Below are 14,557 nucleotides of genomic sequence, written 5' to 3'. Positions count from 1 at the left end.
CAGTTGTTTTTTTGAGCGCTACACTCATCTCTGAACCGCAACGCTGTCAGCTTGTAAAACAGCCTGTGTGTGTCCATTTCACGGCATGATAGCGACGGGCAATCAGGCTTTTTGATGACTCAAACTCAAGGACTGAATTAACCATGTTTAAGCGTCTTCTCTCTTCTCTGCGCAATAAAAACCAACCCGCCGATACCGCACCAGACGAGCCCGCTCAAGAACGGGAGATGATTGTTGCTTACGATGCTCATGGACAGGAAATGCACATTGCACGCAATGAATGGCGTGAGAAGGTCTTTCTGCCGGATCTGGAAAAGAAGTGGGATGATGCGGACGCCTTGTACACCGCGATTCTGATGGGGTTGAAAGACGCCTTTGCTTCCGATCTGGTTGCGGCAGCGGAGCGCCTGGTGGACATTGACCGTAATCCTGAACGAAGTCATACCCTCCACGGCATTGTACTGATGGAAACCGGCCACCTGGATGCGGCAGAACAAACCCTGCGAGAGGGAATGGATAAATCAGGCGCGACAGGAACCTTACTCACCAATCTGGCGAAAGTCTTTGCCGAGCGCGGTGAGGACAAACGGGCAGATGACACGCTCTGGCAGGCTATTCAAACCGATCCGAACCTGGATAACGGCTTACTCTGGTGGGTGAGCATTCAGCGTGAGCGCGGAGGCGAGGATGCTTACATTGAGGGATTGCGCAGCGTTGCCGCGATGCCGGGAAGCTGGCGAGCACAGCTCTGGATGGCCCGTTTTTATCTGGAGCATAACGAAACCGACAAGGCTCGTGGACTTTATGAAGAGGTGCTGTCGGGTGGACGGTACGATGCTGAGGCGCTGTATATGATCTCTGGCGACCTGGGGAAAAATGGCGAGATTCGGCTTCTGATTTCGCTGGTTGCGCCCCATTACGATGTTCAAAAGCACGATCCTATGGCCGGTATAAATTTATTGCAGGCTTATCTTGAGTTGGGGCAGACGGATCAGGGGCTCACGCTTCTTAACCAGCTGTATGCACTCAATTTTGCCCCGATCAAGCAGCATCTTGATTATTACAGACAAGCGTTTGAAGAGAAACGCCGCCAAACGGAACCCGTTCAGCAGGTGGCGCCTGATGATGTGAAAATCACAACGTTATCCGTTACGCAGCCCATTTGGCAATACGGCTTATGTAAAGCCGACTGGCTGTTTAACCAAAAACCTGAAGAGACAGCGAAGATCGGTTTCTTTGCGTTATCAAAAATACCGGATGGCACCGCAGCCCAGGGCATACAGCGCGAAGATGAGCTTGGCCGACTGTCGCGCGCGATTCCGCTCTATCTCGCTGAAGCCGTACATTACTGGAGTGATTATGCGGCGTGCACCTATTTTCTGATGGCGGAGGGCCACGGTCCTGTTCTCACTGGCCAACCGATGGTGGGTGAGGATATTTATGAGATCCTGCCGCCTGACATGAAGTATGTGGTGACGGGGGAAATTGGCTGCACTGGCGAGGGCGAACAGCGTCGTTGGCAGATTGCGTTGTCGCTGTGGAACTGTAACACGCGCAGTAAACAGTCGACTGAAACTGAAGAGGTAACGGATGCCAGGTTAGGCAACGTGATGCAGGCGTTGGAGCAAAAATTACTGATGCAGGCCGGCCTGAAGCGTGAACAACCACTGGATGCCTTTTATCAACGTCCTCCGGCTGACGCGTTGCCTGTCTATCTGACCGGGCTGGGGCAATCGTTAATGCTGACGTTGCTGGCTAACCAACAGGTTCCGTATTCGGAGGTCTGGAATGAGCGCGCCATGTTGGACTGGCCGCTGAATATTCTCCGTCACTGGCCATCTCTGACTGCCGCTAAAATCATTTATCTTTCCGGGTTGGGCAAAGCTTTAGATTATCACTCGGAGGCGCTGCCGGGCTACCAAACATCCAGCCTGGAATTGCTGAGAATGGAGAGCAGTCAAAGCAGCGTGATTGCAGGACTCGCGCCGCTGATGTGGAAAATATTTGGCATCGAAGGTGAGATAAACTCACGCAGCCAACCTGTCGCGCCGGAGGCGCAGCAGCGCTATGAAGCGTGGTTGCAACGTGTAGCGGAAAAGGCGATAACAGGCTAGTTTTCAGACGGCGGGTTCAAGATAACCTATGCTGTTGTTGAAATAGCCAGGCATGAAATGCATCTGGGATCTGTTATCTGCTTCGAGCATGGGTGAAGTGCAGGCTTCGCGTGCCTTCGGGATTGGCTCTGACGCCTTCTGTACTGACCGCAAAGCAGAGGGCAGCCCAGACCGGTCGCGCGCTGAATGCGCGCGGCGAGTATCTCTGCTTGCTTCCTGAGCCTGAGTCGCGGCGGGTTTCAGGCTGGCTGATTCTGCGTATAGCCAGCCTCTGAGCATACTGGTGGTGACAGCCATCACGGCCCCTTAACGTTGTGTGATGGCGGGCCGTGCGTCAGCAGCCACTCACCAGCGTGAGCAAATATTGCGATGACATCGCAGCATAGTTAGTGAATACAAACCCTATATTTCATTGCAAAATCATCCCTTATCTTTTACCTGCAGGAACCGCGATGCTGACCCTGAAAATCTTCAGTCTCTGTTTTCTCACCGTAATTTTACTGTCGCTAGCGGCGAGCCTGGCGCAAGCCACTCATGGCAACAACGCTACCGGCCAGGGTGGCTGGGCAACGGCCCGAAGGGATTCGGCCGGTGTCGCGCCCGATCCACAGGCCAACGCCAGTCAGGCCATCGTTCAGGTCTATGCCGCACCGACATACGGCTGGAAAGGCGCTATCGCGGTGCACCCGTGGATTATCTTTAAACGTGCAGGTGAAAGCCGCTATACACGTTACGAAGTCATTAGCTGGGGGAGCGGCGATAAGGTAAGACGTAATTCATCGTTGCCTGACGGCTACTGGTACGGGGCAAAACCGCGGCTGTTGGTTGAGCATCGTGGCCCGGATGCGCAAAAGCTGATCCCGCAGATTGAAGCCGCCATAAAATCCTACCCCTGGCCCACCACCTATCGCGCCTGGCCCGGGCCGAACAGTAATACCTTTATGGCGCACATTGGTCGCAATGTGCCGGATCTCAAGCTTGATCTGCCTGCCAACGCCCTGGGAAAAGACTACCGGCCATTATGGCGCCCCGTGGGCTTGCCGCCGTCAGGTCGTGGGGTTCAGGTATCAATACTTGGCGTCGCGGGCATTACGCTGGGGGCGGAAGAAGGGGTTGAAGTGAATCTTTTGGGACTGAGCGCGGGGATAGGCTTTGCGCCGTTTCGGCTGAGACTGCCTTTTATTGGCGGTTTAGGAAAAAATAATCTGCAGGAAAATAAAATCTGACAGCCGTTTGGTGGATGACGCGGCAGGCGAAACAGGTTACCCGAGTGTTGGGTTGCCGCGTAACCCCACTTCGGGTTGTCTTAACCGTTACGGTCTGCCTGAGTCACATCACCCGTTTTAACAGACGCCAAAATCGCCATCTTCATGGTAGAGATTTACGCTGTCCGCGTTAACTTCGATTTCTTTTTGAGTGGCATCGTCCACGCGAGCGCACCACAGCGTTTCTCCTTCGGCACGTAGCACCACCATTTTGGGGCCGCCCGTTTTCGATTGTACCAGGTCATCAGTTTTAAACATACTTCCTCCGTTGTGAGCATTGATTTTAGTCCATCACGCCAGACTGACACTTTTTTGCGTAACCTTTTCCATTTTAGCCGCAACCTGTTTTACCTGCTGCCCGACAACCCCCATGCTGCTCATCTACCGCATTAAGCATAAATAAGTTGTCAGTTGACAACCCATCAAAAACAAGGAATGATATGCACCATGGTGGACAGAAAGCGACATCCCAGCAAAGAGATTGAAGCCGCATTATGTTACGCAGAGTTCCATGGGTGGCTGGTGGTTGCTAAGGGCCATCACGCATGGGGCAAAATGTACTGCCCGGCAAATCTGTCGGCGTGCCGCTGTGGTGAATACTGTCTGACCTGTATCTGGCGCACCCCGAAAAGCGCGCAAAACCATGCCAAAGCGCTGCGGCGCGTGGTAGACAACTGTATCGCCACCCGTGAGTGGAAAAAGAGGGAAGGATTATGACGGACTATCATTTCACCCTGCGTTTTGAACTGCCTGAATCAGCCAAATCCATCGACGCATTACTGGAAAAACTGGCGGAGGCAGGATGCGACGACGCGCTGGTCGGTGCCGGTATGGCAGGTAAGCTGGCACTGGAGTTTACGCGCAAAGCAGATTCGGCGAGTCACGCACTCGGCAGTGCGATAGAGGATGTGCAGTCTGCCATTCCGGGCGCAGTCATGGTTGAAGCCGCACCTGACTTTGTCGGCTTAACCGATGTCGCCGATCTTATCGGCGTATCACGTCAGAACATGCGTAAACTGATGGTCACGCACAGCAAACAGTTCCCGCTACCGGTTCACGATGGCAAAACGGCCATCTGGCATTTAGCCGATGTGCTGGAGTGGCTGGCGCAGCGTAATCACTACCAACTGCCTGCGGTCACCTGCGAGCTGGCACAGGTGACGCGTCGGCTTAACGTGATGGGATCCCTGCAGCGCTACGGTTATCTACATTCGTGATCAGTGCGGTATCAGAAAGATTGTCGCCAGGCCCAGAAAAATAAAGAAACCACCAGTATCGGTGATGGCGGTAATCAAGACGCTTGAGCCCACGGCGGGATCGCGTTTCATTTTCGTCATGACCAGCGGCACCATGACACCCATAACCGCAGCCAGCAGGAGATTCAGCACCATCGCCAGCATCATGACGCCGCCCAGCGCCATGTTATCGTACATGAGCCAGGTCACTCCGCCCATAATGGCGCCCCAGAACAGGCCGTTAATCAAAGCGACGCCGAGTTCACGCATAAACAGGAACGAAAAGTTGCCCGGCTCAACCTGATGCAGGGCCAGGGCGCGAACAATCATGGTGATGGTCTGATTACCGGTGTTTCCACCTATCCCGGCAATAATCGGCATGAGCGTAGCAAGGGCGACAATCTGCGAGATAGTGCCTTCAAACAGACCAATGACGCGTGAGGCAATAAATGCCGTACACAAATTGATTGCCAGCCATGCCCAGCGGTTGCGCACGGATTTGCGCACCGGCGCGAAAACATCTTCTTCCTGACTGATCCCACCCATTTTTCGGATATTGCTTTCGTTCTCTTTGTTAACCAGATCAACAACATCTTCAATGGTTATGCGGCCGATGAGTTTACCCTGCGCGTCAGTTACCGCCGCTGAGATCAGGTTGTAACGTTCAAAGGCACTGGCTGCATCTTCGGCTTTATCATCAAGCTGAAACGTGGTGGGATGCGAATTCATCACGTCGCTCACCATGGTCTTGGGTTTGTTCAGCAGAATAGCGGTTAACAGCAGTTCGCCCAGCAGTTGGTTGTTTTCATTGGTGATAAAGATTTTGTCTGTACCGTCCGGCATGCTTTTGCCTTTCCGCAAAAAGCGCTGCACTGTGGCTAAGGTCACATCCTCGCGCACCGTGAGGATATTGAAGTCCATAATCCGGCCCACGCGATCCCGGTCGAACTGCATCACGCTCAGGATGCGGGCGCGCAGGTTAGGCTCAAGCGAGGTCAGCAGGCGTCCGGTGAGGTCGCGTGGCAGGTAACGTACCAGCCAGGCCTGATCGTCAATGTCCAGGGGTTCCATAGCCTGCAGGATGGCGCGATCGCTCATCTCTTCGGTCAGGCTGTCCCAGACGGTTTCAGAGGCTTCAACCAGCACATGACCGCGTTTCTCACCCGGTACCAGGCTCCAGAGTGCCAGACGCGCTTCTTCAGGCAAGGCTTCAAGAATATCGGCAAGGTCAGCGGCATGAAGCTGGCTGATGTCTTGCTGCAGAATTTCACGATTTATCGCATTTTCACGTTGCTGCTCAGCGGTGAGATGGCTGGCTTTATCCAGCAATTCATCCACCAGATCGTGCTCATTGAGCAGCAGCGTCAGAATACGATGACGAATTTCACTTAAACGTTGAGTGTGTGAGGCAGACACATTGCATCCCTATAGTCTGAAAGCACTTGCACGAAGTGTAGCGTTTTGACCGAAAAAGGGATGTAAAAAATGGCGCTGATGCAGGGGATCGCGCGTCGATTAATCAGGTTATGACATCTTATGATTAACGGCTGTCAGAAAGCGTGGTGATCGCCGGAGGCGAGTCGGTTTGTTTTTGCTGATGATGCTCGAAAGCCGCGGGCAGGATAAAGACGAGGCGACTAAACAGAATGATAAAACTGATGAGTAAAACAATCCGCGTCATGCTGACGCTTTTTTTACGTCTTCGTGGAGAAAGGGCGCTGTTCACGCAGTGTAATTCCTGTAAAAACCCAAGACGGGCGACAGCAATATTTAGTCACAGTCGCCCGCTGAAATCAACCGCTGTTTAAAAAAAATACAACAATGTTAATAACTGGCTTTCTGCGCCAGGAGCGTCGCAAACCGGCAGTTTATCCGGTTGCCATTTTCATCTTTGCGGTGTAACTGACCCCAGTTTTCGTTGTACTTCACAATGTGCCAGTTGCGATAGTAATGACTTAACTCGCCGGATTTAAAGGCAAAAGGGAAGTCCGACGGACAGGGGGCATCCTCGGTATTCATGGCGGCAACAATCAGGTTGAAGCCATTTTTCACGGTGCAGGCCTGCATATCGGCAATAAGCTGGGGGATAGTTTCCGGCTGTAAAAACATCATCACCACCGTAGAGATCGCCAGCTGGTACGCACCGTTGAAACGCACCTGGTTTAAATCCTGCTGCGCCGTATGAATGCCGGTCAGCCCTTCGGCGGTAATAATCTGATTCAGGCGTGCCAGGCTTGCCGGATTATGGTCCCAGGCAGTCACTTCGAATCCATGTTGATTCAGAAACAGCGTGTTGCGCCCGCTCCCGCATCCCAGGTCAAGCGCTTTGCCGGGCGTCAGCTTAGGCAAGGCGTCAACCACTTCAGAATGGGTGGGCGTTAAGCCGTAGGTATCGGCAAAATAATGTTCAGTTCGTAATGTCATCGTCATCGGTTCGGTGATGCGGGCAGTAAGTGCCCGCACGATCAGGCTTCTGCGAGAATCAGTTTCCAGCCGGTTACTTCATCCCAGTAGGTTTGCTCACGCTCCAGGTCGAGTTGCACCAGGTTATTCTGACTGAAATAGCCTGCCGGAAAAGTGAGCGTCCAGTGGCCGTCATCGCAGGTGAGTTTTAACGCGTCCGGGCGAGTCGTGGCCTGGCGCTGGTTATTCAGCAAGGTCCCCAGACGAAGCAGAAAGATAAGGGGCAAAAACTGCTTCTTCTTAAACAGCGTCACGCGCGGCAGTTCATCCACCTTCACCGCTTTACGGTGAAATCTGACCAGCGCCGCCAGCAGCATTTGCTGATCCTGATTAAAGCCTGGCAGATTGGTGTTCTGCAGGATATAGGCTGAATGGCGCTGTAAACCACTGTGATTGATGGTCAGCCCCACCTCATGCAACATGGCAGCCCATTTCAGTAGCGCAGCCAACTGCGGATTCGCCAGTTTGGGATTTTGATCGCGCCACTGCAGATAGAGCTGTTCCGTCGTCTCCAGTACGCGTCGAGCCTGATCGCTGTCGATGGCGTAGTGATTCGCCAGGCTCTGAGCCGTACGGCTGCGGATATCCCGATGGCGGAAACGGCCTTCCATTTCGTACAGCACACCTTCACGAAGTGCGCCATCACTCAGCGTCAGTTCACGGATAGCCAGCGCGTCAAAGACGCCGCAGAGAATGGCCAGGCCCGGAACGAACACGCTTTTACGCTCCTCAGACAGGCCCGGCAGGCTCAGCGCAGCAAAGGACTTGTGCTTAATGACTTCGTCATACAGTTTCGTCAGGCGCTCAGGGGTAATCAGCTTCTCTTTCTCACCCATCGCCAGCAGCACCTCACAGGCGGCTTTGATGGTGCCAGACGCGCCCAGCGCATATTGCCAGCCGTGCAGACGGTACTGCCAGGCCAGCGTTTCCAGCTTCTGCGTGGCGGCCAGGCGGGCGCGACGAAAGTTCTCAACGCTGATTTCACCGCCGGGAAAATAAAGCTGGGCAAAACTCACGCAGCCCATGCGACGGCTTTCTACCAGCTGCGGCTCAAAATCTTCACCGATCACTAATTCCGTTGAACCGCCACCGATGTCGATGACCAGCTTGCGGCCTTTTTCCGGCTGCGTATGTTCAACGCCCATAAAAATCAGGCGCGCTTCTTCGTGACCGGAAATCACCTCAATCGGGTAAGGAATAACGTCGGCCGCGCGCTGCAAAAAGGTTTCGGCATTCACCGCCTGCCGTAACGTATGTGTGCCCACGATCGTCACGTTGCTGGCGTTAAAGCCCTGCAGACGTTCAGCAAACAGCGCCAGGCAGTTCAGCCCGCGTTCCATCGCCTCTTCGCTCAGGTAATTTTTGGCATCCAGCCCATCGGCCAGATGTACCCGTTGCTTCAGACGCCCCAGAACCTGCAAAGCGCCATCCACCACGCGGGCAATTACCATGTGGAAACTGTTGGAGCCAAGGTCAATTGCCGCAAACTCTTGAGGTTTCGGCGTACTTTTTTGGGAGATAGGCATAGGCGTTATTCAGGTTGTTCCAGCTTCTTAATGTAATCGTAAATGGCCATCTGCGACCGTACTTTACGACGATTACCGCGCTGAACGTACTGGTTAGTCAGCTCTTTATCCACAACACGTGCTTTAACTGTGTCGCTAAGCTGAATAGCAATAATGTCCAGGATGCGCTGCTTTATCTGTGGATCAAGGATCGCCACGGCCACTTCGATGCGATAATCAATGTTACGCGTCATCCAGTCCGCGGACGAGAGAAACACTTTCTTATCACCACCGTTTTCAAAAATGTATACGCGGTCGTGTTCCAGGAAGCGGTCAACAATACTGATCACACGAATGTTTTCACTGATCCCGGGCAAGTCTGGAATCAATGAGCACATTCCGCGCACCAGTAAATTAACATTTACGCCAACGCTGGATGCGGTATAAAGCCTGTCTACCAGCCCTTTGTCCACCAGGTTGTTAATTTTCAGCGTAATCCCACTGGGGCGTTTTTGCTGCGCGTTGGCGATTTCGTTATCGATCAAATCATACAACATGCGACGCGAGTTTTGCGGAGAAACCATTAAATGGTCAAAGGTCACCGGGCGATAGGGATTTTCAATAAAGTTGAAGACCCGGCGCACTTCATTGGTGATACGCGCATCGGCGGTTAACAGGGAATAGTCCGTGTAAAGGCGTGCCGTTTTTTCATTGAAGTTACCCGTACCGATGTGGGCGTAGCGCACGATCTCCTCGCCTTCCCGGCGGGAAATCAAAAACAGCTTGGCGTGAATCTTCAGCCCGGGCGCAGAGAAAATAACGTGTACACCGGCTTCCGTCAGGCGTTTTGCCCAGTAAATATTGGCTTCTTCGTCGAAACGGGCCTGCAGCTCGACTACAACGGTCACTTTTTTCCCGTTATAGGCAGCATGAATCATCGCATCCATAATGCGCGAATGCTTGGCGACGCGGTAAATATTGATTTTGATCGCCAGCACGCTCGGGTCGAATGACGCCTGACGCAACAGTTCAAGAACATGCTCGAAGGTGTGGTACGGATAGTAAAGCAGCACGTCGCGATTACGAATGGCATCGAAACCGTTGCGGAAACCGTCAAAGCCAATATGGCGGATTTGCGGCATCGGCCGGTTAATCAGGTTGTTCTTCCCGACATTAGGGAAGCCGATAAAATCTTTAAAGTTGTGGTAGCGCCCCCCCGCCAACACGGAGTCGTAATTTGAAATCGACAGCTTGTCGCACAGCAGCGCCACCATCGAATCCGGCATGTCGCGCTGATAAACAAAACGCACCGGTTCAGCGGTCAGACGCTGTTTCAGGCTGGATGACATCAGTTCCAGCAGGCTGGATTCCATTTCTGTCACCAGGTCGTACTCCGCATCACGCGTCATTTTCATCGAATAGGCGTTGAGCGTGTCGTAGTCATAGAAACCTTTAAAAATATCATCCAGACAATACCGCAGGATGTTATCAAGCAGGATCATAGGTTTACGGCGACGGGGAGGTTCGGCTGGCAGATTGATGAAGCGTGGCACTTTATCCGATGGAATTTCCAGCAGGGCGTACTGAATATCCTGACCGCGAATAATTTCAACCGCCAGGTAGGTGTAATCGTCTTTCAGAAACTCGGTTAAATCGGTTTCATGAGTAATCAAAATCGGCGTGATGTGCTGACGCAGCTCATGCTTAAAGTAGTGGCGCAGCCAGCTTTGCTGGTTAGGTGACAGCTGACGTTCGTTTATCAGGAATATTTGATTACGCGCCATCTCCAGCAGCAGGTCGTTATACAGGGCGTCAAATTCCTGATCTGACTTCAGGACGCGCTGTTGGATCTTTTTTAACAAATGGCGTGGCGTGCTGGCGGAGCCTTGCTCTTCGCCAATCAGGATACGGCGTTTCAGATCGGCAAAACGTACCTTGTAAAATTCGTCGAGGTTGTTCGAGTAAATACCTAAAAAACGCATACGTTCAATCAGCGGATTACCTTTATCTGCCGCTTCCTGCAAAACACGTTCGTTGAAGCACAACCAGCTCATTTCTTTTTCGATATAAAGCTTTACCTGACCCATTCTCACTCCGTATGACGGTTGCAGGACTGACGACGATACAGTATCCAACAGCATTATGGCGAGAGTATGGCAGGGTTGTCCAACAGCAAAAGTTGTCTTATCAACCAGCTACGGGCAACATAGCGACTCATTTCCGCCGCATAACCAGGGCCGCATGAGCGTAAACCATATTCCTGTGCAGTTTAGCGATCGCCGACGTCGTGCTATTGACCGTTTCACGCGGCGCCTCGTCACGTGTTGCGGAGCGGCCATTCTGCTACTGATGATGCTGTTGTTCTTTTGGTTGCTTTGGGTGGTCCTGCCGTTATTCAGCGCGCCGGGCGTGCAAAGCGTCAGCAGCCAACGTCTGTGGGATTCGGCACCGGCTCTGGCGATAGGCAATCTGGGCGACGTAGGCTGGCGCATCAGCCGCGACGGAAAGGCGCGCTTTATTCCGCTGAACGGACAACCGGCAGCTCCGGCATTAGGGCTTTCGCCCGTGCCGGAGCAGATCGTAACCAGCGCAGACGACAAGACGTTGCTGCTTAATGCCCAGGGCAGTTTAACCCTGCTGCAACCGGTGATAAGCCAGGGCGAAGGCGAATGGCATTTCCCATTGGGCGATAAGGTGTTTCGCCTGCCACAGGGCAAAATAAAAAAGATGGCGCTGGCCACGATTAGCCCTGACCAGTGGCGCATCGCCGCCTCTGGTGAGTCCGGAGTAAACCTACTGACGCTGGGCACCAACCAGCAGGCGTCGCTGATTACGCTGCCGGCCCAGCAACCTCAGCATCTGTTACTGTCGCCCAAAGGCGACCTGCTGTATACCACCGAAGGTAACCTGCTGCAGGTCTGGCAAATTGATGACGGGCGAGCCTGGCTGCGCGAAACGCAGACGCTGGCTCAGCCGCCCCGGCAGTTGCTGTTACTGGCTGGAGGGCAAAGCCTGCTGATCCAGGATGACAGCGGCATTTCTCAGTGGTTCTCCATAGCGGGTCAACACGGCCTGCGCTTACACCGCATCCGGACCTTTGAGCACAGCGCCGGACAGGCCACGATGATCGGTGAGCCACAGCGACGGGTGTTTGCCACGGTTGATCAGACCGGCATGCTGAAGGTGTTTGCCAGTAAACAGAACGGGCCTATCCTGCAACGGCAACTGGCCGCTGGTATTCTTCAGGCCCAATTCTCCCCCCGTGGTGACAGCCTGCTGCTGGAGCGGCAGTCAGGCTGGGAAACGCTGAAGCTGACGAATCCCTGGCCGGATGTGACCTGGCGTAATTTCTGGCAAAAAATCTGGTATGAAAACTATCCCAAGGCCGACTGGGTCTGGCAATCCACCAATGCCGGAGACAGCTACCAGGCGAAATTCAGCCTGATCCCAATGGTCGTGGGCACGCTGAAAGCGGCCAGTATGGCCCTGCTGTTTGCCACGCCGCTGGCGCTGGCCGCCGCGATGTATACCGCGTGGTTTATGGCACCGGGCCTGCGTCGTTGGGTTAAGCCCGCCATTGAGATGATGGGGGCGCTGCCCAGCGTGGTGATCGGACTGATCGCCGGATTATGGTTAGCGCCGCACGTAGGCCAGGCGTTAGTGGGCGTGCTGCTGCTGCCCGTGACGCTTGCCGGCAGCCTGCTCGGCTGTGGCGTAGTGAGCCGTCGCCTGCCTGAGCGCTGGCGCCAGCCAGGACGAGAGGTGTTGTTGCTTCTGCCTGTGCTGCTGAGTGTCACTCTGCTGACGTTAGGGTTGCCGACCTTGATCGTACCCGATGCCGGGGACTGGCTACCGCATTACGCGCAACGTAACCTGTTGGTGGCGGCGCTGGCGATGGGGTTTGCGCTGGTACCGTTAATTTTTACCCTGGCTGAGGATGCCCTGTTTAGCGTGCCGGCTTCGCTGGGAGAAGGATCGCTGGCGCTGGGTGCCACGCCCTGGCAAACCCTGACGCGAGTTGTGCTGCCGGGCGCGTCGGCGGGGATTTTTGCCGCCTTGATGATTGGCTTTGGCAGGGCGGTCGGCGAAACCATGATTTTATTAATGGCGACGGGTAATACGCCGCAAAGTGAAGGCGGCTTGTTCAGCGGCCTGCGTACGCTTTCCGCCAACATCGCGATCGAGATGCCTGAAGCGGCCGTGGGCAGCGCCCATTACCGAATTTTGTTCCTGAGTGCGTTTTTATTGCTGATATTTACGTTAATGATTAATACCCTGGCAGAACTCATCCGGCAGCGCCTGCGTCATCGCTTTAGTCAGTACAAGGAGCAGGCATGACGGTGATGCGACAAAACGACCGCTGGCGCTGGTTAACGGCCGGGGCCGTGACGGTGTGCCTGTTGGCGTTTACCTTATTGATAGGATTGCTGGGATGGCAGGGGCTGCGTACCTTTTGGCCTCATAAGGTTGAGCTCTATACCTTTACGCAGCCTGATGGCAGTCACACCCGGCTGCTGGGTGAAACCCTTGAGCGGCAGTCACAGTATCCGGCCCCGGCTGGCAATACAGATGACCCGCACGCGACGCTACATCGCTATTTGATTAAAACCGGCAACCGTGACTGGGCCGCACCGGATTTTCGTATTGCGCTCAGCAAGAATACACCGGCAGTCAGCCAGCCGGAGGCCATCATGGTGTTACAGCGCCGCAGTCACGGCAATGCTTACGGCTGGCTTGTGGGCCTGCGCGAAGACAATGAAGCGCTGACGGCCAAAAACATCAATGCACTTTTACAGCAGCGCCTTGAACAGGTGCAGATCCTGGTACGCCAGGCCAACGAAATCCGTCGTGTTGATATGGCCCGGCTGAATCAGCAACTGGATCAGCTAGACGATCAGGCTGAACAGCAGCGTGAGGCAAAGCAGTTTGATTTGCAGGCGCAGTCAGAATATGACGCCAATCAGGCTGCACTTGAGCGTCGGCTTATTCAGCTCAATGACAGGCTGAACAATCTGCAAGAGGAAAGTCAGCGTGACGCCTTAATTCTGCGTGACGTTAACGGTATCGAGCACAGTATCCCGCTGTCGCAGATCGTGGCGGCCTGGCAACCCAATGCCATGACGTTGACAGAAAAAACAGGGCACTTTTTCCACCAACTGTGGCGCTTCGTCAGTGATTCGCCTGCCGAGGGCGAAAGCGATTTTGGCGTTTTCCCCGCCATCTTCGGCACGGTTCTGATGGTTCTGCTGATGTCCGTGGTTGTCATGCCGTTGGGGGTGATTGCAGCCGTCTGGCTGCATGAATATGCCGGACGCAATGCCTTGACCCGACTGGTGCGCATCGCGGTGGTAAACCTGGCGGGCGTGCCATCCATTGTCTATGGTGTGTTCGGACTGGGCTTCTTTGTCTGGCTGGTGGGCGGTTCGGTCGATCGGCTGTTCTACAGCAGCGCGCTGCCGAATCCCACCTTCGGCACGCCGGGCTTGCTCTGGGCATCGCTCACGTTGGCCCTGCTGACCCTGCCGGTGGTGATCGTGGCAACGGAAGAGGGCTTATCCCGCATACCGAACAGCCTGAGACAGGGATCGCTGGCGCTCGGGGCGACGCAGGCCGAAACCTTATGGAACGTGGTGCTGCCGATGGCGGTTCCGGCGATGTTAACCGGGCTGATTCTGGCGGTAGCGCGCGCCGCGGGCGAAACCGCGCCATTGATGCTGGTCGGCGTGGTAAAAATGGTACCGGAATTGCCGGTTGATGCGGTGTTTCCCTATCTGCACCTCGACAGAAAATTTATGCATCTGGGCTTTCAGATTTATGATTTAGCTTTTCAAAGCCCCAATACCGAAGCCGACCGGCCGCTGGTGTTTGCCACGGCGCTGCTGCTGGTGCTCATTATTCTGTTGCTGAACCTGCTAGCCATGGGCCTGCGTCACCGTCTGCGTGAACGCTATCGCCTGATGACTCAATAACTGACG

At 54.3% G+C, this 14,557-nt stretch carries 12 protein-coding genes; 6 read left to right on the top strand and 6 right to left on the bottom strand.

The window, feature by feature from the left end:
* Positions 1-143: 143 nt before the first annotated feature.
* Positions 144-2,114, top strand: a complete 1,971-nt coding sequence (locus ACPXSQ_RS11160) for a tetratricopeptide repeat protein (RefSeq protein WP_426143706.1) — start codon at positions 144-146, stop codon at positions 2,112-2,114.
* A gap of 452 nt (positions 2,115-2,566) precedes the next feature.
* Positions 2,567-3,340 carry a DUF3750 domain-containing protein gene (locus tag ACPXSQ_RS11155; RefSeq protein ID WP_014605282.1) on the top strand — a complete coding sequence of 258 codons (774 nt, stop codon included), beginning with the start codon at positions 2,567-2,569 and terminating at the stop codon, positions 3,338-3,340.
* Positions 3,341-3,457: 117 nt separating this feature from the next.
* On the opposite strand, the gene ACPXSQ_RS11150 is transcribed toward ACPXSQ_RS11155, so the two are convergent.
* Positions 3,458-3,637 (bottom strand): DUF2158 domain-containing protein, encoded by a 180-nt coding sequence (locus tag ACPXSQ_RS11150; protein ID WP_013026715.1) that lies wholly within the window; start codon positions 3,635-3,637, stop codon positions 3,458-3,460.
* A 189-nt stretch (positions 3,638-3,826) separates the two neighbouring features.
* On the opposite strand from ACPXSQ_RS11150, the gene ACPXSQ_RS11145 reads away from it, so the two are divergent.
* Together ACPXSQ_RS11145 and ACPXSQ_RS11140 are read left to right on the top strand one after the other, a co-directional pair.
* Positions 3,827-4,096 (top strand): hypothetical protein, encoded by a 270-nt coding sequence (locus tag ACPXSQ_RS11145; RefSeq protein WP_015699752.1) that lies wholly within the window; start codon positions 3,827-3,829, stop codon positions 4,094-4,096.
* The gene (locus ACPXSQ_RS11140) at positions 4,093-4,596 is read left to right on the top strand and encodes a helix-turn-helix transcriptional regulator (protein ID WP_426143703.1); all 504 of its coding nucleotides are present in this window, start codon (positions 4,093-4,095) and stop codon (positions 4,594-4,596) included. Before ACPXSQ_RS11145 ends, ACPXSQ_RS11140 begins: the two co-directional genes overlap by 4 nt.
* Here the strand turns inward: ACPXSQ_RS11140 and mgtE are convergent, their stop codons facing one another.
* From mgtE to ppk1, 5 genes are all read right to left on the bottom strand, one after another.
* Entirely contained in the window at positions 4,597-6,030 is a 1,434-nt protein-coding gene (mgtE, locus tag ACPXSQ_RS11135; protein ID WP_013026712.1) for a magnesium transporter, read from the bottom strand.
* Positions 6,031-6,154: 124 nt separating this feature from the next.
* The gene (locus ACPXSQ_RS11130; protein ID WP_013026711.1) at positions 6,155-6,340 is read right to left on the bottom strand and encodes a YfgG family protein; all 186 of its coding nucleotides are present in this window, start codon (positions 6,338-6,340) and stop codon (positions 6,155-6,157) included.
* 98 nt (positions 6,341-6,438) lie between these two features.
* Positions 6,439-7,077, bottom strand: coding sequence for a tellurite resistance methyltransferase TehB (gene tehB, locus ACPXSQ_RS11125; RefSeq protein WP_013026710.1), 639 nt, complete (start codon positions 7,075-7,077; stop codon positions 6,439-6,441).
* Between the two features lie 2 nt (positions 7,078-7,079).
* The gene (gene ppx, locus ACPXSQ_RS11120; protein WP_014594297.1) at positions 7,080-8,603 is read right to left on the bottom strand and encodes an exopolyphosphatase; all 1,524 of its coding nucleotides are present in this window, start codon (positions 8,601-8,603) and stop codon (positions 7,080-7,082) included.
* Positions 8,604-8,608: 5 nt separating this feature from the next.
* Positions 8,609-10,669: a polyphosphate kinase 1 gene (gene ppk1 / locus ACPXSQ_RS11115; protein WP_014605285.1), complete on the bottom strand. Its 2,061-nt coding sequence runs from the start codon at positions 10,667-10,669 to the stop codon at positions 8,609-8,611.
* 154 nt (positions 10,670-10,823) lie between these two features.
* Here ppk1 and ACPXSQ_RS11110 point away from each other — a divergent pair, with 154 nt between their 5' ends.
* A complete protein-coding gene (locus ACPXSQ_RS11110; protein ID WP_210449684.1) occupies positions 10,824-12,920 on the top strand; it encodes an ABC transporter permease subunit in 2,097 nt (698 codons plus the stop codon).
* The gene (pstA, locus tag ACPXSQ_RS11105) at positions 12,917-14,551 is read left to right on the top strand and encodes a phosphate ABC transporter permease PstA (protein ID WP_210449682.1); all 1,635 of its coding nucleotides are present in this window, start codon (positions 12,917-12,919) and stop codon (positions 14,549-14,551) included. Before ACPXSQ_RS11110 ends, pstA begins: the two co-directional genes overlap by 4 nt.
* The last annotated feature ends 6 nt before the right edge of the window (positions 14,552-14,557 follow it).

It is taken from the genome of Pantoea sp. EEL5, from assembly GCF_049892805.1.
In the GTDB taxonomy this organism is placed as follows: Bacteria; Pseudomonadota; Gammaproteobacteria; order Enterobacterales; family Enterobacteriaceae; genus Pantoea; species Pantoea ananatis.
The sequence above is the reverse complement of the archived record's forward strand: the minus strand, read 5'-3'. Positions and strand labels throughout refer to the sequence as shown.